This window comes from Streptococcus sp. SR4 (genome assembly GCF_000517725.1).
Taxonomy (GTDB): Bacteria; Bacillota; Bacilli; order Lactobacillales; family Streptococcaceae; genus Streptococcus; species Streptococcus salivarius_F.
The window spans coordinates 40,998-66,355 of record NZ_AZYW01000008.1; the positions used below are offsets into that span (position 1 = coordinate 40,998).

A 25,358-nucleotide genomic window follows, 5' to 3' on the forward strand; every position below is an offset into this window, starting at 1 on the left:
CCTATAACCATTCTTTATATTTCTTAATATAGATATGCTTCACAAAGGTAACACTAAGCATATACAAAACGATAATAACAAACAAGAGAATGAAATAGAGACCATTTAGATGACTAAGTTTTAAGAGACTAGCCAATGGACTGTAGGGAAGAGAGGTTACAAAAACAGCAGCAAATAGGGTTGTCACAACAACAGATAGTGCTGGGTGGCTTTGAATAAATGGTAGTTTTGGTGAACGTAACATGTGGATAACCATGGTTTGAGACCACATAGATTCGATAAACCAACCTGTTTGGAAAATGATGATAAAGGCTGCTGCTTCTGGTGAACCATGAACATAACCATGCCCTAAAATCATTGGCACAATGATGAAATAGAGCAAGGTGTAAGTCAAAATATCAAATACAGATGAAATAGGTCCAAACCAAGCCATAAAACGCATGATTGATTTGGCTTCCCAGATATGTGGCTCTTTAAGAAATTCCTTGTCCACATTGTCAAATGGAAGAGCGATACAAGAAATATCATAGACAAGATTAAGGACAATCAAATGCACAGGTGCCATTGGTAGGAATGGTAAGAAGATGCTGGCAAAGAGGAGAGAAAAGATATTCCCGAAATTTGAAGAAACGGTCATCTTGATATATTTGGTCATATTAGCATAGACCTTCCGTCCTTCAACCAAACCTTTTTCCAAGACCATTAAATCCTTATCAAGCAAGATAACATCTGCAGTTTCTTTGGCGATATCAACAGCTGTATCCACAGAAATCCCCACATCTGACACCTTCATGGATGGGGCATCGTTGATACCATCACCCATATAGCCTACCTTATGCCCATTTTCCTTAAGGCTTAGGATAATTCGTGCCTTTTGGTCTGGGGATAACTTAGCAAAGACTGTTGTCGTTTCCACAGCCTTAGCCAAATCTTGATCTGACATGGTATCAAGATCACTTCCAAGTAGAATGTGCGTCACATCTAGACCAACTTTTTCACAGACAGCCTGTGTCACCTTATCATTGTCTCCAGTCAAAATTTTTGTGGTCACACCATATTCCGCCAAAGCCTTGATAGCAGGTGCTGCTGATGGTTTTGGTGGGTCAAGGAAGGCAAGATATCCCGTCAAAATCATATCACTTTCATCTTCGACACTAAAGACGTCATTTTCATTAAGCTGTGATTTGTAGCTAACACCGAGAACACGCAAACCTTGTTCATTCAACTGTGCAACTTCCGCAAGGACTTCCTCACGAACATCGTCAGTCAATGGGATAATGTCTCCCTTGTATTCCACATAGTTAGAAACAGAGAGCATTTCTTCAAGGGCACCTTTTGTCACCATGCTAACAAATCCATCAGTGTCTTGAACAATGACACTCATGCGACGACGTTCAAAATCAAAAGGTAGCTCATCAATCTTGTGGAAGGTCTGGTCAAGGTCACGAACGATGTCATGTTTCTTAGCTTCTCTTTCAGTTCGGCTAATAATGGCACGGTCCATAAGATTTTTTAAGCCAGTTTGGAAATAAGAATTAAGATAGGCTCTCCGAAGTACTGATAGGTCAAGGTCACCATGGATATCAAGAGGGTACTCAAGAACGATTTCATCCTGAGTCAGGGTTCCTGTCTTATCCGTACAAAGGATGTCGATAGCCCCTAGGTCTTGAATAGCATTAAGTTTTTTGATGACCACCTTTTCCTTGGCCATAATGATAGAACCCTTGGCAAGACTGGCTGTGATAATCATCGGCAACATTTCTGGGGTCAAACCGACTCCCACACTAAGGGCAAAGACGCCGGCTTCAAGCCAGTCCCCATCTGTTAAACCGTTAATCACAAAAACAACAGGAACCATAACCAACATGAGTCGAATCAAGAGCCAAGAAATGGAATTCATCTCACGTTCAAATGAAGTTGGTTCGTCATAAGTATTGATGGTCTGCTCAATTGCTCCCATCATGGTTTCATCACCAACAACTAAAACCAAGGCTGTTGCACGACCAGAGATAACATTAGTTCCCATGAAAGCAAGGCTCTCACTTTCAAGCAGGCTCTCTAGATTTTGACCATCTGCTTTAGCCAGACAAGCTTTTTCCACAGCATCGCTTTCACCTGTCAAGCCAGACTGTTGAACAAAGAAATCACGAGAATCTAGTAAGACCACATCAGCCGGAATCATATCTCCCGCACTTAGTTTGACCACATCTCCAACCACAATTTCATCAATTGGGATTTCTTGCTCACTGCCATCTCGAAGTACTGTTGCTGTATTGACAATCATGCGAGACAAATTACTGGCAGCCTTGTCGCTACGAAGTTCTTGAATAAAACGGATACCACCAGATATCAAAACTAGAGTGACAATGATGATAGAAGTCGTTGGGTCTTCTTCACCCGGTTTAGCAAGCCAGACATTGGTGATAAAGGAAACCAGAGCAATGACTAAGAGAATAACAGTAAAGGGATTGATGATAGATTCATAAATCTTTTTTATGATAGAATCCTCTTGTCCTTTGGTTATGACATTTTCCCCATAAAGGTCACGGTTTTCTTCTACTTGGTCTTCCTTCAAGCCATCCAAATGAGTCTTGTAGCGAGTAAGGGTTGTTTCAAGTGGCTCTTGAAGAGCAGCAATAAGTCTTTCTTTATTTGTTGACATTGGAATCTCCTTATTTAATCAGGAGCCAATCACTTATGGAGTCCCTAAGACACTAATCAGCGATTGACTGGTTAGGTGCGGTTCGGGGTGATCGTCGATTAGTCTCATAGGTTTCTCCTTTCATTTTTTTACATAGTGGGTGGACCTCAGACAAAAGAAAAGAGTCCTACCCATATACAGGTAAGACTCTATAAACTCGAGGTTGATTTTTTAATAGATTCTGTCAAAAAATGGACCGTTCAAGCTTTAGCTCCGCAAGGCAATGAAATGAGCTTAGTCTTGACCTTTGCGATCAGGACTGTTGACCAACGAGTAGTGTCTCCACTGCTTTGCGGTAGTCATCCGTATCCTTGTGGTAGCCTCACCTACCGTATTTCACTGAAAATAATACTCCTAAGGCGGTAACTTGTCAAGGGGAAAAGTTACTTTTTGCTTGAGTGGGTAATAAAAAAAGAGCTTCCGCTCTTTTTTGTAAGATATTCTTTTGTAAAATGGATTTTTTTAGACTTTCCTTAAGTGAGTGCGGACGTCAGCGAACTTCTTCGAAGCTCCATGACTAATTTTTGAGCCCCTTCACTTTTTAATTTCTAGGCTCAGGCTAAAACAGTTCCCCAAACTGTTTTACTCTCAAAAATTCCGAGTTCTAGAAATACAAGTATTTCTAGAACTTTTCTCACAGCGGAAAGTCTCGTTAATTGCTCACTTAGCTCGCTAGAAGCAAGGCAATCGATGACAAAAACAACCAAATTAGTCTTTTGGTCGAATGCGTTAAAATTGTCAAACCAAGATTGAGAAACAAAATTAAGGATTTTAAAAAAGAAACAATTTACTTCTTTTAAAATTTCTTTTGCTTAATTCTAGAAATTTCACGCTCTTTCCTACTTTCTTTGCTTGATATAAGTCCCTTGTAGCTTACCGTGTAAGATGTAATCTACAGATTTGAGCTCATCAACAGTTTGACAATCAAGGGCACACATGATGAGACGAAGGTCATCCTTCCAGCCATTGACAATAGCCACAACCTTATCCACAGGATTACGTTCCACCAATTCAAGAACTGTTCGTGAGAGGCCTACACCTTTTACTCCTAAGACCAGACATTTAACCATATCAAGTGGATTGCGCACGCCGCCAGAGGCTAAGATTTCCACATCTTCACGAAGGTCTTGGGCTTGCAAGAGGGTCTGAACGGTGCTTTGTCCCCAGTCATTGAGGTAATCACGGTTACCGCCTCTACTATTTTCAATATAGGCGAAGCTAGTCCCACCACGACCTGAGATATCCACAGTTTTGATACCCTGAGACATGGCGTAACGAATGGTTTCCACATCCATACCAAAGCCGACCTCCTTAAGCACAAGAGGAACCTCTATTTTCTGTGCATAAGCCGCCACATTTTCCTTCCAGGTATGGAAAATACGCTCTCCTTCAGGCATGAGGAGCTCTTGCATAAGGTTGACATGAAGTTGTAGAAAGACTGGATTCATTGCTCCCACAGTCTTAATCCCCAAGTCCACAGGCTTATCCACACCGATATTGGTTGCAAGGTCTAAGTCTGGAAACTCTTGGCGATAGTCAAAGGATTCTGGTGCTTCCCCCTTTAGAGCAGCACTGTAGGAACCTGTCACCATGAGAATACCTGTTCGACTGGCCACCTCAGCTAGTTTTCGATTGACAGCCCCACCCTTGGCAGAACCACCTGTCATGGCATTAATATAAAAAGGAAAATCCCAATCTCGTCCCGCAAAATGTGTGGACAAGTCAATCTGATCTAAATCATAAGTCGGTAGAGACTTGTGGATAAGTTCCATATCGTCAAAACTATTGTAGGGCGACTGGTACTTGAGGGCATAACGGATGTGATCGTCTTTACGATTTGTCATAGGTTATTTCTTTACTTTCTTGCGTGATAATGTCTACTTAGCTGACCCCTAAACCTCATACAAAAGCTCTATTCCTTCCTCTTGCCAGCGCTCAACTAAGGTATCTCGGCTTGCTTGGTCAAAAGCAAAGGCGATACCACAGTCGCCACCTCCTGCTCCAGAGGACTTAGCAATGGCATCTAGGCCTTGCTCAGCTTCTTTGAGTTTTTTCAGCTTGTCCACATAAATATCTGGACTAAGTGATTCCAACTGGTCACTGACAGTTTGAAGGCTGCTCTTAAGTAAATTCTTATTTCCTGTTTCCAGTGCCTTGAGGGCATCTTGGACAGCAACTTCTGTTTCACTTAGATACTTGCTTGATATACGAGATTTGGCCATCTTAACCATGTCTTTTGAAATAGCAGCTTGCTTGGTCCACCCCACCAAAAAGTGAGCTTGGAGAACTGGCACTACAGGACTGATACGATAGCCCCAGTCTTTATCCAAAAGCTCTGATAGAGTTATTTGGTCTATAAGCTCTGCTATTTTTTCACGGTCAAAAGAACGATAGGAAATCAGATCCTCGTATACGATACAAGCTAAATCTCCCATAGAACCATTATCTCCTTGCTTGAGGAGGGTGTAGCTAGCTAATTTAAAGAGAATGTCTTTGGATAAGTCTTTCTGAAGGGCTGCTGCCAAGGCCTTGAGGGTCAATACCACAACAGAACCCGAAGAACCAATACCAAATTTAACCCCATCTCGTTCCAACTTTCCAGTGATGGAAAGGTCCAGAGCGGGTAACTTCTCACCACAAAAGGCCTCAAAAGTATTCAAAGCCTCTTGAATGAGGGCGTAATTTGCGTCTAGCTCACGGCCCACACTATAGTCAAACATGTCTGAGGACAACTGGGTAGTTTGTGCTTCCTTGACATCTGCTGACATGAAAATAGGAATAAATTGGATTAGGGCTGTCTGCCCAGCTGTTAAGACTGAGTATTCTCCAGCAATGTAGAGTTTCCCACCTGTTTTTACTGTGACCTGATTGACCGACTGCTTAGGCATCTGGCAACTCCTTGGTGAGTGAAACAATGACCTGATAGTCCTTACGGAAGTGGTCAGCTAGGCGGTCTAGGTCTTCTTCCAGACAGAGCACCTTAACATTTGGTCCTGCATCCATAGTAAAGTAACACTGCTCACCAGAGGCACGGAGGGCCTTAACCTTGTCCATAGCCTGATAAGAGGCTTCCGTTAGATATGAAAATGGTGGGTTAGCCGTACTTGTTGTTTGGTGCATACGAAGAGCATTAGCTTCAGTGAGCTCACCGACTGCTTGGAAATCATTAGCCTTGAGATAGTCTAACATATCCTTGTAATCCTGCTCAGACTGTTTAATCCACTCTGGGAAAGAGGTCGATGTTTCGGTGCACAATTTCATACCGTCCCGGCTTGATACGGGTTTCTTTTGATCTGTCAAAACCAGCATAATCATGGCCAATTTAAGGTCTGTTTCAACCGGGTAAACCTCACCACTATCCTTGTCCCAGGCTGCCAATGGTCCAAAGAAAGAACGTGATGATGAGCCTGAAGCAAACTTGGCAATTTGAGCTAATTCAGACTGCGTTTTTCCGACTTGGAAGAGCTCGTTAGCTGCTTTAACTAGGGCAGAAAGTCCTGAGGAACTTGAGGATAGACCCGCTGCTGTTGGCATGTTGTTCCAAGTTTCAATCTTGACATGTTGGTTTGGATTAGTACGGAAGAGATCTAAAACCTTGCTGGCCTTGGTTGTTTCTTTTTCCCCTTGGAGCTCATCATCGATATACATGACATCACCAGTCGCATCCTCAGGCAGAAAAGATAACTTGGTTTCCGTATACATATTTTCCAAAGTCAGTGAGATACTACTGGTTGAAGGAATCATACGCTCCGCATCCGCCTTACCCCAGTATTTGACAATAGCAATATTTGCGTACGATTTGACGCTTACAGGCTTTCTATCCACGTGTTTACGGCTCCTTTTTCTTGAAGTTTTTTAGCAATCGTTCGGGCTTGGTCTTTAGTACTTGTTAGGGCAATAATGCAACCACCCAATCCTCCACCTGACATCTTGGCTCCCAGTGCACCTTGCTCCAGAGCAGTTGCTACTAGAAGATCCGACAAATCACAAGACACCCCTAAAGATTTAAGGTGATTATGGGCTTGAGACATGAGCTGACCAAGAAGCTTTTGATTCTTGGCTTTGAGGGCTTCCTCTGCCTGCTGACTTAATTCGCCCAGTTGGTTGAGATCTGACAAGGCATCTAAACCAATATCCTCAACCTTTTCCACGGCCTCACGGGTATTTCCATGGATTCCCGTATCAGCAATGACCAGATAGGCACCTAAATTGACCTCGATTTCCTTGAAACCAATGTTTCGCGTAAAGCTAATGGCTTTGTCACTCAAGCAGGTCTTTGCATCTAAACCACTAGGTTTACTATGGGCAATAGTCTCCGCCTGATGAACCAGCATTTCCAAGGTCTCCTGGCTAAGCTCCTGATCAAAATAATCAAAGACCGCTCGAATTGCCGCAATGGCCACTGCAGCAGACGACCCCATGCCACGCTTCTCAGGGACACTAGACTTAATAGCATAGCTGATAGGCTGATTCTTGATTTTCAGATAATTAAGCGCTGAAAAAATCGCCGTCGTCAAGGGATCTTGAGCCTTGAGCGTCAAAGGAGTCTCAGCCGCCTGAATCTGACAGACAACCTCAATATCCTTAAGAGGGAGGGCAAGAGCAGGATGACCATAAACGACCGAGTGCTCCCCCATCAAAATAATCTTACTGTGAGCCTTGCCCACTCCTACTTTCTTAGTCATAAGCTATACACACTCACAGACGAATTTGCAGGCGAGTGTCTTTCTAGATTTTTCATACAGATTCTAGTGGTGACTCAAGGTCAATCAAGCATTCAAAGGAGACAAAGAGCACCAATCTAAGGAATTTTCCTATGTCACTTCTATCTTATCATCAAAGCGCAAAAAAAGCGACATCTAACCTAGAGTGTTGCTTTGTATGGATGATATACTCACAAAAAAGAGCCTCTCGGCTCTTTTCATTTTAAATCGCAAACAAATCGTTTAGGTTCTCAGCCATAGTTGGGTGAGTAAAGATTTGTTTAGCCAAATCTGTATATGGAATGTGATGATTCATCGCCAGGGTAATTAGATTGATAATTTCATGGGATTCTTGACCAAAGAGGGTCACTCCCAAGATTTCCTTAGTTTCAGGGTTTACCACAGCTTTGAAAGCACCGCGCAAATCACCGTTAACATGACCACGAGGCATACCTGCCACTGGCATTTCTTTAACTGCTACTGGCAAACCTTGTTCCTTGGCTTGGTCTTCAGTAAGGCCAACCTGTGCCAAAGGTGGGTTGAGGAACATGGCAGTTGGAACTGCTCCACGTGTTTCAAGGTTATAGCTACCATCCCCTGTCAAGTAGTTAAAGACAATACGGAAATCATCTAGTGAAATGTAAGTGAATTGGAGACCACCATTAACATCCCCCACCGCAAAGACACCATGAACACTTGTTTCCAAATGTTTATTGACCTGGATACCACCACGTTCAGTCAAGGCAATATCTGTATTTTCCAAGTGAAGGGGTTCGATATTAGGCTTGCGTCCTGTCGCATAGAGGAGCGCATCAAAACGGAACTCGCCTTTGTCAGTAACAACGACAACTTCATCACCGTCATTCTTAACTTCAGATGTTTTAACACCTTGCTCAAAGACAATGCCGTCCTCTTCCATGTATTCCTTGGCCAACTTAGCAATAGATGGCTCTACACGTGGCAAGAAGCTAGTCGCTGCATCCAAGACAGTCACTTGGCTTCCCAAACGGTTATAAAGACCAGCAAATTCAAGACCGATATTACCACCACCTAGGACACCCAGACGTTTTGGCAAGGCTTTAAGGGTTTGAATACCAGTTGAATCATAGACATGCTCAGTTGTTGTCAAACCAGGAATAGGCAAGACATTAGACACAGCACCAGTATTGATAACAATAGTCTCAGCTGTAAGCTCTTGGCGGTCATCACCAGCTACTACTTCAATAACCTTATTTGACACAAAATGTGCCTCTGCATCAATGACATCAACGCCATTGTCTGCCAACATCTTATAATTCTTAGCATTAAGACGACCAGTCACCGCACCACGTTCTTTCATAGTGTCGTCAAAAGACCAGCCCTTCTCAGCCGCAACAATCATAGTCTTAGTTGGGATACAAGCAATATTAATGCAAGTACCACCATACATCGCTTTACTGCGCTCGATGACAGCAACTTTCTTACCAGCTGCATTCATCTTAGCAGCCAGAGTTTTACCGGCTTTACCGAAACCGATAACAATCAAATCATAGTTTAACATTTCTGTATCCTCCTATCTACCGCCATTCTATCATTTAATTTTTCAGACTGCACACAATTGAACTGGAAATAAAAAGAGGCTACAGCTTTTATTGTAACCCCTTTCTCATTCTATTTTAATAGTTTTTCTATCGGTCCACTACCTAAGCATTCTTTCGCAGAAATTCTAATATCATTTTATTAAATTGCTTACTTTCAATAAAGGCTGCGTGCCCCAGTTTACTAAATTCATAATAGGAAGCATTTGGAATGCTATTTGCAAGTTCCCTTGCACCATCCACTCCCAGAACCAAATCTTTTTTAGCCCCCAAGACAAGAGTCGGGCAGGTGATTTTATCAAGGGACTTATGGCAATCAAACTCAAGAATTGACTTGGCTAAACGGACAAATCGTTCTTGTTTTTCAACACTCACAGTCTTCAAAAATAGTTTATTAATCACATATAATTTCTTTAACATAGGAGACGAAAATGTTTTACACATTGAATCCTTATTGAGCTTAGCTATCTCACCATTTTTAGCCATCTCAATCCAGCCTCCGATAGTGTCTCTACTGATTTCATTATTTCGAGAGAATGTCAGAGCTAACACCAGACTAGTCACCTTTTGAGGATACTTAATAGCAAACAGCTGAGCAATCATACCACCTTGTGACATGCCTATGATAGAGGCATTAGCAATATGCAATTCTTGTAAAGAATGATAGAGGTCATCAACCATATTCTCAATTGAAATACCTTCTTTGATATGGTTCTTTCTATCAAAAATATAGACCGTATACTCCTTAGCATATCGATAAAATAACGAGCAAATGGCAAGGTCAGACATATCACTTAAGCCTTGCAAACTTAATCCCGTAATGATAACGAGAACCTTATCTCCTCGACCAAAAGTGACATAGTCAACGCCCTGGTCTGACAAATGATTTCTATGAATACTAAACATTATTTAAATTCTTTCATTGCAAAATTTAAGTATTATCATGCGTCCGGTGCATTATTTGATGCCATGATGATAATACTTACCAAGACAACAAAGGTAACTTGCCAAAGAATGAAGGCCATGAAATCCCCACCTTTAAAAATAAGCAGGTCACAAAGTAAAATAGCCAATAGTACAGCATTTTTTCTAAAAAGTTGGTCACAGTTTTTCCAAAAAGTTTCAAAAGAAATATTGGCTCCTATCTTACGAACAAGCTTCACATGATAAATAATCTCAACCAGGGATGCCGCAGCTACTGTAGTTAGCAGTTCGGTCAAAGAGACATCCATACGAAAACCAAAATAAAGAACGACAAGCTGAGAAAAGACAATTGCTGTGAAAACGCGAACATGATTAGTCACGATAAAACCTCCTATTGGTAAGCAAGAATAAAAAGCATTATAGGTACTCATTACTGCCCTTATTATTTCTACTCATTATAGCATAAAATAAGAGTAACATTAGAAAAACTCCTATATTTTCAGTCTTTGTGGCAGTTCTTATCTTAGACCACAAAAAAAGGAGTCAACCACATCATGGTACAACTCCTCTTTGTTTATGGTCAATAGTCTATTTATGCCAATTCGTCAATGGCAGTATAATCTCTGTTTAGTCCCTTTGCAACCGGTTTGCTAGTGATATGACCTTGGTAGGTTGTAACCCCTTGACGAAGACCTTCGTCGTCGTTAATTGCCTTTCTGAATCCTTTTCCTGCAAGGGCTTCGATATAAGGCAAAGTGACGTTGGTAAGGGCAATGGTTGATGTACGTGCCACAGCTCCTGGGATATTGGCAACGGCATAGTGAAGAACACCATGTGTTTCATAAACAGGTTCATCGTGAGTGGTCACACGATCCGCAGTTTCAACAACCCCACCTTGGTCGACAGCAACGTCCACAATAACTGAACCTGGACGCATTTGTTTAACCATATGGTCAGTAACGAGTTTTGGTGCTTTTGCCCCTGGGATAAGAACTGCACCGATAACCACGTCAGCATCACGAACACTCGCTTCAATGTTGAGCGGATTTGACATCAGTGTTTGAATTTGGCTACCAAAGACCTCTTCAAGGACAGACAAACGTTTGGCACTGATATCAAGGATAGTCACTTGAGCTCCAAGTCCAAGGGCAATACGGGCTGCATGTGTCCCTACGACACCACCCCCGATAATAGTCACTTTACCTTTAGGAACACCAGGCACACCACCTAGGAGAACACCTGAACCACCCTCTTGTTTGGTCAAGAAATGTGCACCGATTTGAACAGCCATACGTCCTGCTACTTCACTCATTGGAACCAAAAGTGGTAGGTGACCTTCTTGGCTACGTACTGTTTCATAGGCCACACCTGTTGTCTTAGCATTGACCATAGCATCTGCCAATTCTGGAGCTGCTGCCATGTGCAAGTAAGTAAAGAGTAAAAGGTCTTCACGAAGGAAGCCATATTCTGCAGCAAGAGGCTCCTTAACCTTAACTACGAGCTCAGCTGCCCATGCTTCTGCAGCAGTTGCAACAATTTTGGCACCTTGTTTTTCGTAGTCTGCATCAGTAAAGCCAGATCCAAGACCTGCATTGGTTTCAATGAGGACTTCATGACCTTTAGCTACAAGACTTTGCACCCCAGCAGGCGTTAGAGCCACACGGTTCTCGTTATTTTTGATTTCTTTTGGAATACCAATTAACATACGTTTCTCCTTATTCGGAAGTTATAAGGTAAAACATCATAAAGATGACTTAACCACTTCCTATCTATTTTTTTAAAATGATAACGCTTTCATTTTATCTAAAAAGCTTAAAAATAGCAAGTGAAAAATTCTCACCCCTTTTTAAGTCCTGAAATCTTGCTTCTAAAATACGACAAAAGAACCCAACCAATCGGCTGGGTTCTTAAGTGTAAACTAAATGATCAAAAGAATATTTCTCCTTAAGCACGTCCTCCTTTTCAATTTCAAATGTGGCACCAATGTAAAATCCTAAAACCTTATTTAAAACTCTTAACAAAATAATCAAAGAGTCCTTGGTCTGCTAATTGCTTATGTCCCAAGAGAAACTCAGGATGCCACTGAACACCTATAAATAGGACTTCCTTCTTCGACAGGTTTTTCATTACTGGTAATACCGATTAAGGGAATGGTTATTTTTCTTGCTCCTTAAAATAGTCAAGTAGAAAGAGGGCGTTTTCCACATAGTAATTCACAGCTACTGGCAAGGCCTCGTCTTTCACAAGGAAATCATCATGGTGCCAGTCTGGTGCATTCTCTTCACCATTTGAGCCAACAAAGGCAAAGACTCCTGGTATTTCCTTTTGATAAGCCGCAAAGTCTTCGCCCCCTGTTGATGGCAAGGTTTCAATCACTTCTGCGAAGGCTTTAGAATTTTCAAAGATGAGTGGTGTGAGAGTATGGTCATTGTAGGTCACGTAAGGTGAATTGCCCCAAGTAATGTCAACTTGAGCACCAAACTGATCCGCTGTCGCCTGAACAACTTTTTCAAAGCGAGCAATGACATCTTCACGAACCTTAGGCTCAAAGGTACGAATTGTTCCTTCAAAAAAGCCTGCTGCTGGAAGAACGTTCCAGGTATTTCCAACTTCGATATGAGTAACTGACAATACTGCCGATTCAAAGGGCGATACCGTACGAGCAACAATCTGTTGTAAATTGTTGATGATGGTCGTAGTGACCAAGACCGCATCCACACCCAAATCAGGACGGGCAGCATGGGACGAAACACCTTTAACATCAACCCTAAACTGCTCCACACCTGCCATGATAGCTCCCGAACGAAGACCAATCTGACCAGGTTTCAAGTGAGGATTATTGTGATAACCGATGATAGCTGACACACCGTCAAGACCACCCGCTTCAATGACCTGATAGGCCCCTTGGAAATTTTCCTCGGCTGGTTGAAAAATCAATCGAACGGTCCCATTAAGCTCGGCTTCTCTTTCTTTTAAAAGCTGAGCAGCTCCGAGAAGAGAGGTCTGGTGAAAATCATGACCACAAGCATGCATGGCCCCATTGTCGCTGGCATAAGGAAGTCCTGTCTTTTCCTTAATCGGTAGGGCATCAATATCAGCACGCAAAGCAATAATCGGATGACCTGACCCAATCTCAGCGATAAGTCCCGTCTTCAAGGGATAATTTAAAGGCTCAATACCTAGATTTCTCAAATAGCCTTTCAAAAAGACTGTCGTCTCATGCTCCTCCTCAGAAACCTCTGGATGTTGGTGAATCTGATGACGTGTCTTTGCTAAATGATCGTAAAATGCTTCTGTCATAATGACCCTCCCTCTCTGATTAGTCTCGGATTGTCAATCCTTTTTTGAAACTCTCAATCGAATTGATTCCATCATACCACCAGAAGCGACACTTGAGAAATCAAAAATACTTATAGTATTCCATAAGTATTTCTTATACCTCTAAAAAACACTGTCATTATAGGTATTGTAGTATAAAGACTAGCGATAAGATAGGCTTATCAGGTGATTGAAAGTTCCTATCGCACCTTAAGCCACATAGGGCTACTAACCCAAATAAGTACGCAAGATTGTTTTTTCCGCTTCAGTCAACGTACGGTAGGAACCTACTGCCATCCCTTCATCAAGCTTAAACTCTCCGAAAGAGATACGCTTAAGATAGGTCACCTTGACTCCATAAGCCAAGAACATCTTTTTCACTTGATGAAACTTCCCTTCCGAAATCGTGATATGAGCACTACTCTTATCACTTGCAGAACTTAGAATTTCTAGCTGAGCTGATTTACAAACAGTACCATCCTCAAAGACTACACCTGACTCAAAAAATGCAGGTGCATCAGGCCCAAGAACATCATTAACCTCAACATAATAAGTCTTAGCCACATGATAGCGGGGGTGAAGCATGGCAAAGCCCAGAGGGCCATTGTTAGTAATCAGCACCAAACCCTCCGTGTCTCTATCCAATCGGCCCACAGGATAGAGACCGTCTCGCTGATCTTCAAGCTTAATCAAATCAATGACTGTCTGGTGTTCCTTGTCCTTTCGAGCTGACACTACACCTGCTGGCTTATTCATGAGATAGTAAACTTCTGGCGTATGCTCCAGTTCCTTACCAGAAACCGTGATGGTTTGAAGACTAGCATCCACATTAAGATTATCTCGATCCGCCAAGACACCGTCTACATAAACTTGACGACTACGAATGAGCTTCTTGACCTGATTGCGGGAACCAAAGCCTGCCTGTCCTAATAATTTGTCTAAACGCATAACCTTATTGTACCACGGATAAGCCTGGTCTAGCAGACTAAAAAAAGAGGACAGAAGAAAGGTCTCAAATGAACGCTTGATAAAACAAAAAGTCTACCTTAAAAGATAGACTTATCACATTATTAACACTTACACATTTACATGGAAGATATGCCCGACCAAGAAGGTCACAAGCATGGTCAAGAGTCCTACTGTCAAGTTACGCAACATCGCTTGTTTAACAGGTGCTTTTCCGAGCTTAGCACTGATATAACCAGTCAAGAGCAAGGTAAGGGCAACCACGACCACTGTTACAGGAATACGGTAAGGCTCTGGGAACAGCATGATAGCTAGTGCTGGTGGCAAGGAACCAACTGAAAAGGCCAGGAAGCTAGATACAGCAGCATGCCATGGATTCGTAATTTCATCCAAATCCACCCCATATTTTTCTTCAACTAAGACCTTAATCGGATTCTTATTGAAGGCTTGATTAACCTTAACTTCAGCTGCCGTTTCACAATCCCCCTGACTGAGGAAGGTTTGATACAAACTCTCTCTAGCCGCCTCAGTAGAGCGGTCCAAGAGGGCTTGTTCCTTAGCGATAGCAGCTTCTTCAGTATCTTTTTGCGTTGACACACTGACATATTCGCCACCTGCCATCGAAAAGGCACCGGCAAAAATCGCTGACAAGGCAGAAATCAAGATGAACCAGATGTTAGATGTCGCACTGGCCACACCGATAACCACTCCCGCAATGGAAATAATACCATCATTAGCCCCCAAAACACCAGCTCTCAAAATATTCAAACGTTCTGCAAAATTCTTATCTTCCAATTCTCTTACTCCTTATTTAGAATGATTCTAAAAAGTATTATAGCAGTTATTTAGAATGATTACAAATAAGAAGTTTAAAAAGTAGAATTTTTAAGGTTTACTCCAGTCACACGCAAACTCCAAAGCTAATAAAGCCACCTTATCTTTTTCATCTAAATCCTCATGACTAGATAAGGTTCGGATATCCCATTTTTCTTCCGAGAGGTGGTCTGCCGCGTAGAAGAAATGGCAGAGCTCAAAGCCTCTATAAGCTGCTAAAGCTGCCACTGCTGAACATTCCATATCCACACAGATGGCTCCTGCTGCCTTTCGTCGCTTCATCTTGTCGATGGTTTCCCGGTACGGTGCATCTGTCGTCCACACTTTTCCCGACTGATAGGAAACCTTGTGGCTTTCCAGAAAGGCTTGGAAGAGCGGAAGGGTTTTCTTGTTTACTTCCACTTCATCACTAGCTGGAAGATAGTGGTAACTGGTCCCCTCGTCGCGAAGAGCAGCTATTGGAATGATGATGGAGGTCGCTTCGATATCTCGATCTAAAACTCCACAGGTCCCAAAAAGAACGAGCTTTTCCATCCCAAATTGAATTAGGTCCTCAATAATCCCCACACAGGAAGATGCCCCAACGGGTGCATTAAAGGCACCAATCTGTTGGTCTCCAATAGTGATCCCATAGACCACGACTTCAAAATTAGCCATAGAGGTTCTTGCAATGACCTCATGGTCATAATTCTCAAGGAGGCGAGCAAAAGTTACTCTTGAAAAGCAAGAGATGACAACTTTGGGAAATCCTTCAATTGGTTCGTGTAAGTCTTGTGGATTGATAATCGCTTGTCTATTATCATCAAATTCAGTTAGTAGCATACGTGACCTCCTTAGGTTTTAGGACCCATTATAACACAAAAAAATCAGACCAAAAAGAACGGTCTGATTCTATCACTATTTATTCTTCATTCTCCAAATCGTCCAGCTGTTTTTCAAGACGTCTTCTCTCATATCTTCCCAGTGCTGTGAGAGCCCAATTCATAAAAAAGACAAAGGGAATATACAAAATATAAGTAAGTGGCCAAGCCATGAGATATCTAGGATCCAGGGGATTATTATGATAGACATTGTGGTTAAACTGATAGTTAGCTGACATTATCATAAGAGTGATAAGCGCAGTCACCAGTAAACAACCTAAGACTGTCATTCCGGAACCCCCAAATGTGTTAACACTAAGTCGTTCAGATCTATAAATAGACCAAATCCATGCTATAAACAATGGGAAGGCTAAGTAATTAGAGGTAATAACCCCCTTGTTAAAGAAGGAACTATAGACCAAGCACGCAAGCGTCCCAGCAATCATTATGTAAAAACATTCTGCACCAACTTTATTATTTAGAGCTTTTTCTCGTTCATCTGTAACTTTATTATTAACAAGCTTAAATTTCATCATCTTTACTTCCTTCCTAAATCTCCCAAAACAGTTGATCCAAAGTCCTGTCCAGTGTTTTGCAAATGGCAATGCATAAACCTAGGCTGGGATTGTACTTTCCAGCTTCAATCAAGCCTATGGTTTGTCTTGTTGCACCTACCGCTTCTGCCAAGTCACCCTGGGTCATATCATGCTCTGCTCGAGCTGCTTTTAAGCGTAAATTCTTTGCCACATGCCCTCTCCTTTTCATCTTATCTGATATTATCGTCGACATTGATTAGGTTCACCATCTGTTTTCATCTTAATTATACACTATATATTTCTAATTGCAATATATATCTGTTATTATTTTAGAAATAAATTGCAAAAAAGAGCCGAGATCTCTCTCAGCTTCTTCACTATTTAAACTTAAGCAGGTGTTACATCCAAGCTTTCACCAATTGCCGCAAGACGTTCGACAACTTCTTCTTGGCTCAAACCATTTTCAGAGACATAACGGTTGCGTGGGTGAACACGGCATTCATGTGAGCAGCCGCGGAGGTATTTGTCTTCATTTTCCTCTGAAGCAAGGATACGACGGTTACAGAATGGGTTACCGCAGTTGACATAGCGTTCGCAAGGCGTCCCATCGAACCAATCCTTACCGACAACGACAGGGTCTACATGGTTGATATCAACGGCAATACGCTCGTCAAAGACATACATCTTACCATCCCAAAGCTCCCCTTGAACCTCTGGATCTTTTCCGTAAGTCGCGATACCACCATGCAATTGACCAACATCTTTGTAGCCTTCACGAACCATCCAACCTGAGAATTTCTCACAGCGGACTCCACCAGTACAGTAAACAACCACGCGCTTATCCATGAACTCTTCTTTATGGTCACGGACCCATTGTGGCAATTCACGGAAATTGCGAATGTCTGGACGAATGGCTCCACGGAAGTGGCCAAGGTCATACTCATAGTCGTTACGTGTATCGAGGACAACAGTGTCCTCATCTAAAAGGGCGTCTTTAAACTCTTTTGGTGACAAGTAAGCACCCGTTGTTTCAAGTGGATTGATGTCGCTGTCAAAGTTATCGTCCTCTAAACCAAGGTGAACGATTTCCTTCTTGTAGCGAACAAACATCTTCTTGAAGGCTTGCTCCTCTTCCTCATCAATCTTGAACCAGAGGTCCTCCATCCCTGGAAGACTGTGAACGTAGTCCATGTATTTTTGAGTGGTTTCATAGTCACCAGAAACCGTTCCATTGATTCCCTCGTCAGCGACCAAGATACGTCCTTTGAGGCCGATTGACTTACAGAAAGCCAAGTGGTCAGCCGCAAATTGCTCAGCGTTTTCGATGGGAAGGTATTTATAATAAAGCAATACTCGAATAGGTTTTGCCATTGTATGTCCTCTTTCTTTATGAAATATCTATATCTGTTGTTTGATAGCCAAAGTCAACTTATCCATTATAGCGCTATCAAAGAGGACTAGGCAATTGATTTGCTTGGAAGTAACTTTTCACAAAAGAAAAAGGCTGAGCGCCAAATGCCTCAACCTGAGTTTCGTAAGATTGTTTTTCAAAAGATAGTATTACAATTTCGCAGCGGCTGCCTCATCTAGGATAAGAGTCACATCTGGATGATTTTGTAGGACACTAGCTGGGACTTCCTCTGTCACAGGACCCTTGACCATCTTGAAAATGGCATCTGCCTTCTTGTCACCATAGGCAAACAAGATAATCTTCTTAGCAGCCATAATAGAAGCAATCCCCATTGAAATAGCCTTTGTAGGGACTTGGTCACGACTGGCAAAGAAACGGCTATTGGCTTCAATGGTGCTGTCCGTCAAGTCGACCACATGAGTTTGACTATCAAAAGGCGTACCTGGCTCATTAAAGCCAATATGCCCATTACTTCCGATTCCTAGGATTTGCAGGTCAATAGCATGGTGTGCCAAGACGTCATCGTAATCCTTAGCAGCCTGCTCCAAGTCCTCAGCCATGCCGTCAGGCAAGAAGCTCTCCTTAAATGGCTTGGCATCAAAGAGTTGAGCCTTCATAAAGGCATGGTAGCTCTGCTCATGGTCTGGTGCTAGTCCGACGTATTCATCCAAATTGACGCTGTAAAGCTCTGAAAAATCCACGTCACTCTCAACCATCTCTTGGTAAAGGGCGATAGGCGAACTACCTGTCGCCAATCCCAAGGTTTGAGCACCTGCTGCAAGGCTCTCTTTAAGAAGATCAAAGGCAACTTGGCCTCCCTCAACTTGATTCTTAACTAAAATCTTTTTCATTCTATTCACCTCAATATTGGTATATACCATTTTCTTTATTATCTCTTTTTTTAACGCTTTTGTCAAGCGCTTTCACTCAACTCCTTTAATGACGGTCGCCCTATATCGTGCTATAATAAAAAGGCTGAAAATTTTTAAACGAGGAAAGAAATGAATACAAACGATTTTGATTTTGAACTACCAGAGGAACTGATTGCCCAAACCCCATTGGAACAACGTGATGCCTCTAAACTCTTGGTCATTGATCCTGTAACCAAGGAAATGACGGATACCCACTTCGACCACATCATTGACCAGCTTAACCCTGGCGATGCCTTGGTCATGAACAATACGCGCGTGCTTCCTGCCCGTCTCTACGGTGAAAAGCCTGATACCCACGGCCATGTGGAATTTCTCCTTTTGAAAAATACTCAAGGTGATCAATGGGAAGTTTTAGCCAAACCAGCCAAACGCCTTAAAGTAGGTGCTAAGGTTAGTTTTGGTGATGGACGCTTGACCGCCACTGTTACTGAGGAACTAGATCACGGTGGACGAATCGTAGAATTTAGCTACGACGGTATCTTCCTTGAAGTTTTGGAAAGCTTGGGCGAGATGCCATTGCCACCTTATATCCATGAAAAATTGGAAGACCGCGACCGTTACCAAACAGTCTACGCCAAGGAAAATGGCTCTGCCGCTGCTCCAACAGCTGGCCTCCATTTCACTCCTGAATTACTTCAAAAGATTGAAGCTAAAGGCGTAAAATTGGTCTACCTCACCCTCCACGTTGGACTGGGAACCTTCCGACCTGTTTCTGTCGATAATGTCGACGAACATGAGATGCACTCTGAGTTTTACACTCTCAGCCAAGAAGCTGCCGATACACTCAATAGTGTCAAAGCCGCTGGAGGACGCATCATTGCAGTTGGAACAACCTCTATCCGAACACTGGAAACAATCGGCAATAAATACGATGGTCAACTCCAAGCCGACTCAGGTTGGACCAATATCTTTATCAAACCAGGCTACCAATTCACAGTCGTAGATGCCTTCTCAACCAACTTCCACCTTCCAAAATCAACCTTGGTGATGTTGGTTTCAGCCTTTGCTGGCCGTGAATTCGTCCTTAATGCCTATAAACACGCCGTCCAAGAACGCTACCGCTTCTTCAGTTTCGGAGATGCCATGTTCGTCACACGACGTGCTGAGAAATAATATTGATTTTGAGACTTGCCTCTATAGGAGAAGTCTCTTTTATTGATCTCCACATTCAGAAAAAATCCACCAGTTATGAACTGATGGATTTTCTGGTTACTTCTCCGCAAACTGGCTATTATACAAGTCGTAATAGAAGCCTTTATCTGCAAGGAGGGATTCATGGTTCCCTTGTTCGATGATTTGACCATCTTTAAGGACCAAAATCTTGTCTGCCTCTTGAATAGTCGACAGACGGTGGGCAATGACAAAGCTTGTTCGACCTTGCATGAGGGTCTTCATGGCTTTTTGAATCAAGAGTTCCAGACGGGTATCAACCGATGAGGTCGCCTCGTCCAAAATCAAGATTTTAGGATCAGCCAAAAGCGCACGCGCAATGGTCAAAAGTTGCTTTTGTCCTAGTGAGATATTACTTGATTCCTGGTTCATTTCCATATTGTAACCACCAGGTAGTGTACGGATAAAGTGATCCACATTGGCCGCCTTAGCAGCTTCAACAATTTCTTCGTCAGTTGCCTCAAGATTACCAAAGCGAAGATTTTCCTTGATAGTTCCTTCAAAGAGCCAAGCATCCTGAAGCACCATACCAAACTGTTTACGATAATCCTGACGAGACAGGTTACGGATATCATGACCGTCAACCGAAATAGAACCAGCAGTCACATCATAGAAACGCATGAGGAGGTTGATAATGGTTGATTTTCCGGCACCGGTAGGACCGACAATGGCCACCATTTCACCAGGATTAACCTCAAGATTAAAGTCACGAATCAAAGGTTTATCAGCCACATACTGGAAGTCCACATGCTTAAAGCTAACTTGGCCAGTCAAATCTCCGGCAAGCACTTCAGTAGCATCATTAGCCTCGTCTGGTTCATCCATCAGTTGGAAAATACGGTCTAAAGAAGATTTAGCACTTTGCAATTGTCCAGCCAACTGAGTCAAGTTCTGAATAGGTTGGTTAATCTGCCAAACATACTGAACAAAGGCCTGCATATTACCAATCGTCAAGCGACCAGCCAAGACTTGCAAACCACCTAGAACAGCGACAATTAGATAGGTCAAGTCAGATAAACCGTTAAGAACAGGCATCATGAGTCCTGAAATGAAATTAGCCTTAAAACCTACCTTCTGAAGGTCTTCCGTGATTTCTTTAAAATCATCCAAGGATCTATCCTCACGGCCAAATAGCTTAAGCACATTGAAGCCGGTCAGATTTTCCTGAACAAAACCATTAAGAGTACCTAGAGCATCAGCCTGTTGTTTAAAGTAGGGCTGAGACTTACTCATGATAAAGCGGGCACCAAAGAATGTAATCGGAATAGTGATGACAACTATAGCTCCCAATTGAAGATTAAGGTAAAGCACTGTTCCAATAACCAAGGCTAGAGTAAAGACGGCATTAACAACCTGCAAGAATGACTGTTGCAAGGCATTAGATACTGTCTCGACGTCACTGGTAAAGCGGCCTAAGAGGTCCCCGAACTGGTGCTTATCAAAGTATGACACTGAGGTACGATTGATTTTCTCGGTCATCTCATTTCGCATATCTTGAACCGTCGCTTGCACGGCATTGGTCATGAAATAGTTGGAATAGTAGGCAGCCAACTCATAAATAAGACCACGCAAGAGATAAACAACCAAAACCAAACCAACATAGGAGACGTTGATATGAGCGCCTTCCACACCTTTGATGATGGCCAGCGTATTTTTAGTCAACTCGGTAATAGCTAAACCAATGACCACTGGCTCAAGGACACTCATGATAACACTAACAATTTTCAGGAAAATAGCTAGGTAAAGTGGGAAACGATAAGCCTGCAAGTAGGACCAAAGGCGGCCAAAACTTGAGGAATGACTTGTTTTCATTTTATTTTTCTTCATTTTGACCTCCTTCTAGTCTTCCGTAAGACTCTTTTGATTCAATTGTGAATTAGCAATTTCACGGTAAATCTCATTGCTTTCCATAAGCTCTTCGTGACGGCCACGACCCACGATTTCACCCTTATCAAGAACGATAATCTGGTCTGCATCCATGATAGTCCCCACACGTTGAGCCACAATCAAGACTGTCGCATCCTGGGTCACTTCTTTCAGACGACGGCGCAAGGTCGCATCAGTCTTGTAGTCCAAGGCAGAGAAGGAATCATCAAAGATGTAAAGATCAGGACGTTTAACCACAGCACGTGCAATTGACAAACGCTGCTTCTGTCCCCCAGAAAGGTTGCTACCACCCTCAGCCAAGTGAGAATCGTAGCGTTCTTCCTTACTGTCAATAAATTCCTTAGCTTGAGCGACATCCGTAGCTTGATTCAATTCTTCATGACTGGCATTTTCCTTACCATAACGGATATTTTCACCAATAGTCCCTGTAAAGAGCAGGGCTTTTTGTGGAATAAAGCCAATCTTACGACGAAGAGCCTTCAGATTATAGTCACGGACATCCACACCATCAACAAGAATGCGTCCAAGTGTTACATCATAAAAGCGTGGAATCAACTGCACAAGGGAGGATTTCCCTGAACCCGTAGATCCAATAAAGGCAATGGTTTCACCGGGTTTAGCCTTGAAAGAAATATTGTGTAGGACAGGACTCTCAGTTTCACCAGGATAAGCAAAGGTCACATTGTCAAATTCCAAATATCCCTTAGTCTCAGTCTCTGTCACTCCATCTTCATTTGGATTGATAGAAATAGGCATATCCATAATTTCCTGCAGACGTTCACTAGATACCGCCGTACGAGGATACATGGTAAAGAGGTTGGCTAGGAAAAGGAAAGACAATAGCGCATGGAAACTGTACTCAATAAAGGCAACCAAATCCCCAATTGCCAAAGTCCCAGAACCTAATGGCTCAAGGGCAAACCAAACAATTGCCACAATCATGGCGATGATGATTTGCACAAAAAGTGGCTCAGTCAAACCAGTTAATTTAAAGAGCTTGTTTGAATTATCCGCATAGACAGCATTTTCAGAAGCAAACTTCTTCTCCTGAAAATCTTCTCTAGCGAAAGCTCGGATGACACGAAGTCCAGTCAGATTTTCACGAGCGTACTGGTTAATCTTGTCGAGAGTTGCCTGTTGTTTCTCAGAAAGCGGACGCGTTTTTACCGCCACATACCAGACTACTACGGCTAGGAAAGGCAAGGAAATTGCCACAATCCAAGCCAAAGATGGACTTGTCGTCAAAATCAAGAAGACACTGGAAACCATCATCAGAGGAGTAATGACACCCATCTTTAGAATCTGTTCCGCAAATTGCATAAGAACAAAAGCATCAGATGTAATACGAGTCACCAAAGAGGATACCCCAATCTGCTCGTACTCATGGTGGGAATACTCCTGAAGCTTAGCGTAAATGTCATTACGCATGACCTGCACCATTGTGGTCGTCAACTTACTAACCGCATAGGACAAGAGCACACGACCAACAATCCCAGTCAAGACCACACCGAACATGACCCAAGCATAGGTATAAAGCTTGTCAGCATCTCCACGGTTAATCCCCTCATCAATCATTCTGGCAAGAACCGTCGGGAGACCTAAGTTAGCAATAACAAATAAAATAGCCGCCGTAAAATTCATTGCTAGCCACTTAGGATAACGCCTGAGATAAGACCAAATATAAGCCATAAATTTCTCCTTTTCTTTTTAGCATTTACCATGCCTTTAGGATTTTTATAGTTATTGACAACTACTAAAGCCGAAAAAGACACAGAAAAAGGGCGTGACAAGCACGCACATTACCTACATTCTAACAAATGAAAATATTAAAAGCAATAGAAAAAACCAGAGCTGATGCCCTGGTTTCTTTATTAAGCGACTTGAGTCGTTACCTTATTATTTAAGAGTAACTGAAGCAGGTTTATGCTAACTACTGATATTATCTAGTTTATTTAGTTGATTTACATTTTGGCAGTTTTTTTGGCAGGATACTAAAAAATTTTTGATTGTAAAATATTCTGAGTGATTTTGTCAGAAATCCCGATTACATCATTATGATACCAATGACTGTAAACATTTAAAGTCGTTGATTTATCAGCATGACCAAGTCTATGTGAAACATACAGTGGATCCATCTTAAGAACATTAAGAAGATAAGATGCATGACTATGACGCAAGCCCTTACCAGTAATCTTTGGAACATCTACAATCTCAGCCTGTCGCTTAATAATACGACAAATAGTTGATTTACATAAGGGCTTACCAAATCGAGATAAAACATAATCATCTTCGCCATTTTGCACTTGAACTTCACGCCAATCTGTTAATACTTCTAAAGTTACATCGTCTAAATCAATTTTACGCAATCCAGCAACCGTCTTTGTCTGCTGCTTAGCATACCAATTTCCATTTTCATCTTTTTCAAGTGTTGCATGGACATTAAGAAGCTTTTTATCAAAATCAATATCTTTCCATTTCAGTGCCAGTCCTTCGCTCACGCGCACCCCCGTCATATAATACAGCCAAATTGTTGTGTAACGATGTCTATCCTCATACTCCGAACGATCAAAAGCTCTCATCACCTTTTTAAACTCTTCAAATGTCCAAAACTCAGTTACTGGATGTTTACCTTTCGGATTATCTAACCCTAAACATGGATGTTTGGAAATATAACCCAACCGTTCTGCATAACCAAGACATGCTTTAAAACGTGACCACAAATTCTTTGCATAATTTTTAGAATAATCATTAATAAGACGAATTCTAAACAACTCACATTCTTGAGGGGTAATAGCTTTTAGCTGTTTTTTTCCAAAAGAAGCTACAAAAAGGTTATGATGAGCCATCGCCGTCTTATAGGTAGAAAAGTCAACTTTTTGTTTATAGGCAGGTAAATAAATATCTTTCATATAGTCTGCAAATGATATATTGTAATGTTCAAGAGTTAACTTTCTTCCATTTTCGTATTTAATACGAACAACCTCATCATATGCTTCTTTTTGACTTTCGAAAGGTTTTCCTTCCTTAGTTTTACGCGCTTTGTGCTGAACCCTTTTCCCAGAAATTGGGTCTTTTCCAAGCTCAATACTAATATAAATTCTATCTTTTTTATCAATATAAACGCAAGGGTATTTTTTTGTTTTAGATACCATCTGTTTTCTCACTTTCTTTTTTGTTTTCAGAAAGCGAAATCCCTCCAAGGAGCTTCTCCACTATATCCCTTGGAGCTATACCTAATCTTTTATTATCAAAGGGCGATCTTATTAATTGTACACTATTTGAATCATTAATTCTATCTTTTTTAAACTTCTCCACCGCAATAAGTTTTGCATCACGAATAATATTACGAGCTGTCTTCTCCGGAAACCCGAGCTCCATTAATTCTTTATATGTAACAGTTTTTTCCATTTGTTACTCCCTACTTTATTATTAAAAGAAACTTTTCTATTTTAAATCTTATAAATCAATTCATTTCTATTTTATTTAATTTACTCTCATTGCAACAGCAAACCTATTATTCTCTTGACTCTTTTACTTAA

Annotated in this window: 21 protein-coding genes, 1 pseudogene and 1 riboswitch; of the genes and pseudogenes, 1 reads left to right on the forward strand and 21 read right to left on the reverse strand. The window is 41.9% G+C overall.

Going from position 1 to position 25,358, the window contains the following annotated elements:
• Nucleotide 1 precedes the first annotated feature (1 nt).
• From mgtA to HMPREF1519_RS01500, 17 genes are all read right to left on the reverse strand, one after another.
• Nucleotides 2-2,662 carry a magnesium-translocating P-type ATPase gene (mgtA, locus tag HMPREF1519_RS01420; protein ID WP_022495739.1) on the reverse strand — a complete coding sequence of 887 codons (2,661 nt, stop codon included), beginning with the start codon at nt 2,660-2,662 and terminating at the stop codon, nt 2-4.
• 224 nt (nt 2,663-2,886) lie between these two features.
• Nucleotides 2,887-3,042: riboswitch (M-box (ykoK) riboswitch) on the reverse strand.
• 498 nt (nt 3,043-3,540) lie between these two features.
• A complete protein-coding gene (gene fni / locus HMPREF1519_RS01425) occupies nt 3,541-4,545 on the reverse strand; it encodes a type 2 isopentenyl-diphosphate Delta-isomerase (protein WP_037610838.1) in 1,005 nt (334 codons plus the stop codon).
• Nucleotides 4,546-4,593: 48 nt separating this feature from the next.
• The gene (locus tag HMPREF1519_RS01430; RefSeq protein ID WP_037610840.1) at nt 4,594-5,589 is read right to left on the reverse strand and encodes a phosphomevalonate kinase; all 996 of its coding nucleotides are present in this window, start codon (nt 5,587-5,589) and stop codon (nt 4,594-4,596) included.
• Nucleotides 5,582-6,526: a diphosphomevalonate decarboxylase gene (mvaD, locus tag HMPREF1519_RS01435; protein WP_037610842.1), complete on the reverse strand. Its 945-nt coding sequence runs from the start codon at nt 6,524-6,526 to the stop codon at nt 5,582-5,584. The genes HMPREF1519_RS01430 and mvaD overlap by 8 nt, the downstream gene beginning before the upstream one ends.
• Nucleotides 6,508-7,386, reverse strand: a complete 879-nt coding sequence (mvk, locus tag HMPREF1519_RS01440; protein ID WP_022496401.1) for a mevalonate kinase — start codon at nt 7,384-7,386, stop codon at nt 6,508-6,510. Before mvk ends, mvaD begins: the two co-directional genes overlap by 19 nt.
• A 241-nt stretch (nt 7,387-7,627) precedes the next feature.
• Nucleotides 7,628-8,944 carry an FAD-containing oxidoreductase gene (locus HMPREF1519_RS01445; RefSeq protein WP_022496400.1) on the reverse strand — a complete coding sequence of 439 codons (1,317 nt, stop codon included), beginning with the start codon at nt 8,942-8,944 and terminating at the stop codon, nt 7,628-7,630.
• A gap of 142 nt (nt 8,945-9,086) precedes the next feature.
• Nucleotides 9,087-9,887 (reverse strand): alpha/beta fold hydrolase, encoded by an 801-nt coding sequence (locus HMPREF1519_RS01450; RefSeq protein ID WP_022496399.1) that lies wholly within the window; start codon nt 9,885-9,887, stop codon nt 9,087-9,089.
• Nucleotides 9,888-9,922: 35 nt separating this feature from the next.
• Nucleotides 9,923-10,285, reverse strand: a complete 363-nt coding sequence (locus HMPREF1519_RS01455; protein WP_022496398.1) for a hypothetical protein — start codon at nt 10,283-10,285, stop codon at nt 9,923-9,925.
• A 212-nt stretch (nt 10,286-10,497) separates the two neighbouring features.
• Nucleotides 10,498-11,610 carry an alanine dehydrogenase gene (gene ald / locus HMPREF1519_RS01460; protein ID WP_037610845.1) on the reverse strand — a complete coding sequence of 371 codons (1,113 nt, stop codon included), beginning with the start codon at nt 11,608-11,610 and terminating at the stop codon, nt 10,498-10,500.
• 449 nt (nt 11,611-12,059) lie between these two features.
• The gene (locus tag HMPREF1519_RS01465) at nt 12,060-13,205 is read right to left on the reverse strand and encodes an amidohydrolase (protein ID WP_037610847.1); all 1,146 of its coding nucleotides are present in this window, start codon (nt 13,203-13,205) and stop codon (nt 12,060-12,062) included.
• Nucleotides 13,206-13,451: 246 nt separating this feature from the next.
• On the reverse strand, nt 13,452-14,171 hold the full coding sequence (locus HMPREF1519_RS01470; protein ID WP_037610849.1) for a 16S rRNA pseudouridine(516) synthase: 720 nt from the start codon (nt 14,169-14,171) through the stop codon (nt 13,452-13,454).
• Between the two features lie 129 nt (nt 14,172-14,300).
• The gene (locus HMPREF1519_RS01475; protein ID WP_037610851.1) at nt 14,301-14,984 is read right to left on the reverse strand and encodes a VIT1/CCC1 transporter family protein; all 684 of its coding nucleotides are present in this window, start codon (nt 14,982-14,984) and stop codon (nt 14,301-14,303) included.
• 90 nt (nt 14,985-15,074) lie between these two features.
• Nucleotides 15,075-15,845 (reverse strand): nucleoside phosphorylase, encoded by a 771-nt coding sequence (locus HMPREF1519_RS01480; protein WP_037610853.1) that lies wholly within the window; start codon nt 15,843-15,845, stop codon nt 15,075-15,077.
• A gap of 79 nt (nt 15,846-15,924) precedes the next feature.
• Nucleotides 15,925-16,419, reverse strand: a complete 495-nt coding sequence (locus HMPREF1519_RS01485; protein ID WP_014621324.1) for a DUF6773 family protein — start codon at nt 16,417-16,419, stop codon at nt 15,925-15,927.
• 13 nt (nt 16,420-16,432) lie between these two features.
• A complete protein-coding gene (locus HMPREF1519_RS01490; RefSeq protein WP_002885991.1) occupies nt 16,433-16,630 on the reverse strand; it encodes a helix-turn-helix transcriptional regulator in 198 nt (65 codons plus the stop codon).
• 176 nt (nt 16,631-16,806) lie between these two features.
• Nucleotides 16,807-17,790, reverse strand: coding sequence for an oxygen-dependent tRNA uridine(34) hydroxylase TrhO (trhO, locus tag HMPREF1519_RS01495; RefSeq protein ID WP_002889116.1), 984 nt, complete (start codon nt 17,788-17,790; stop codon nt 16,807-16,809).
• 189 nt (nt 17,791-17,979) lie between these two features.
• Nucleotides 17,980-18,681 carry a glucosamine-6-phosphate deaminase gene (locus tag HMPREF1519_RS01500; protein ID WP_037610856.1) on the reverse strand — a complete coding sequence of 234 codons (702 nt, stop codon included), beginning with the start codon at nt 18,679-18,681 and terminating at the stop codon, nt 17,980-17,982.
• Between the two features lie 150 nt (nt 18,682-18,831).
• Between HMPREF1519_RS01500 and queA the strand changes: the two genes are divergently transcribed.
• Nucleotides 18,832-19,875: a tRNA preQ1(34) S-adenosylmethionine ribosyltransferase-isomerase QueA gene (gene queA, locus HMPREF1519_RS01505; RefSeq protein WP_037610858.1), complete on the forward strand. Its 1,044-nt coding sequence runs from the start codon at nt 18,832-18,834 to the stop codon at nt 19,873-19,875.
• A 96-nt stretch (nt 19,876-19,971) separates the two neighbouring features.
• On the opposite strand, the gene HMPREF1519_RS01510 is transcribed toward queA, so the two are convergent.
• The 4 genes and pseudogenes from HMPREF1519_RS01510 to HMPREF1519_RS01525 all read right to left on the reverse strand — a co-directional run bounded on the left by HMPREF1519_RS01510 (nt 19,972) and on the right by HMPREF1519_RS01525 (nt 25,227).
• A complete protein-coding gene (locus HMPREF1519_RS01510) occupies nt 19,972-21,759 on the reverse strand; it encodes an ABC transporter ATP-binding protein (RefSeq protein ID WP_037610860.1) in 1,788 nt (595 codons plus the stop codon).
• Between the two features lie 12 nt (nt 21,760-21,771).
• Complete coding sequence (locus HMPREF1519_RS01515) at nt 21,772-23,508, reverse strand: ABC transporter ATP-binding protein (protein WP_002885969.1); 1,737 nt, start codon at nt 23,506-23,508, stop codon at nt 21,772-21,774.
• 237 nt (nt 23,509-23,745) lie between these two features.
• A pseudogene (locus HMPREF1519_RS01520) lies at nt 23,746-24,971 on the reverse strand (tyrosine-type recombinase/integrase).
• A complete protein-coding gene (locus HMPREF1519_RS01525; protein WP_037610862.1) occupies nt 24,961-25,227 on the reverse strand; it encodes a DUF3173 family protein in 267 nt (88 codons plus the stop codon). Before HMPREF1519_RS01525 ends, HMPREF1519_RS01520 begins: the two are co-directional and overlap by 11 nt.
• Nucleotides 25,228-25,358 lie beyond the last annotated feature (131 nt).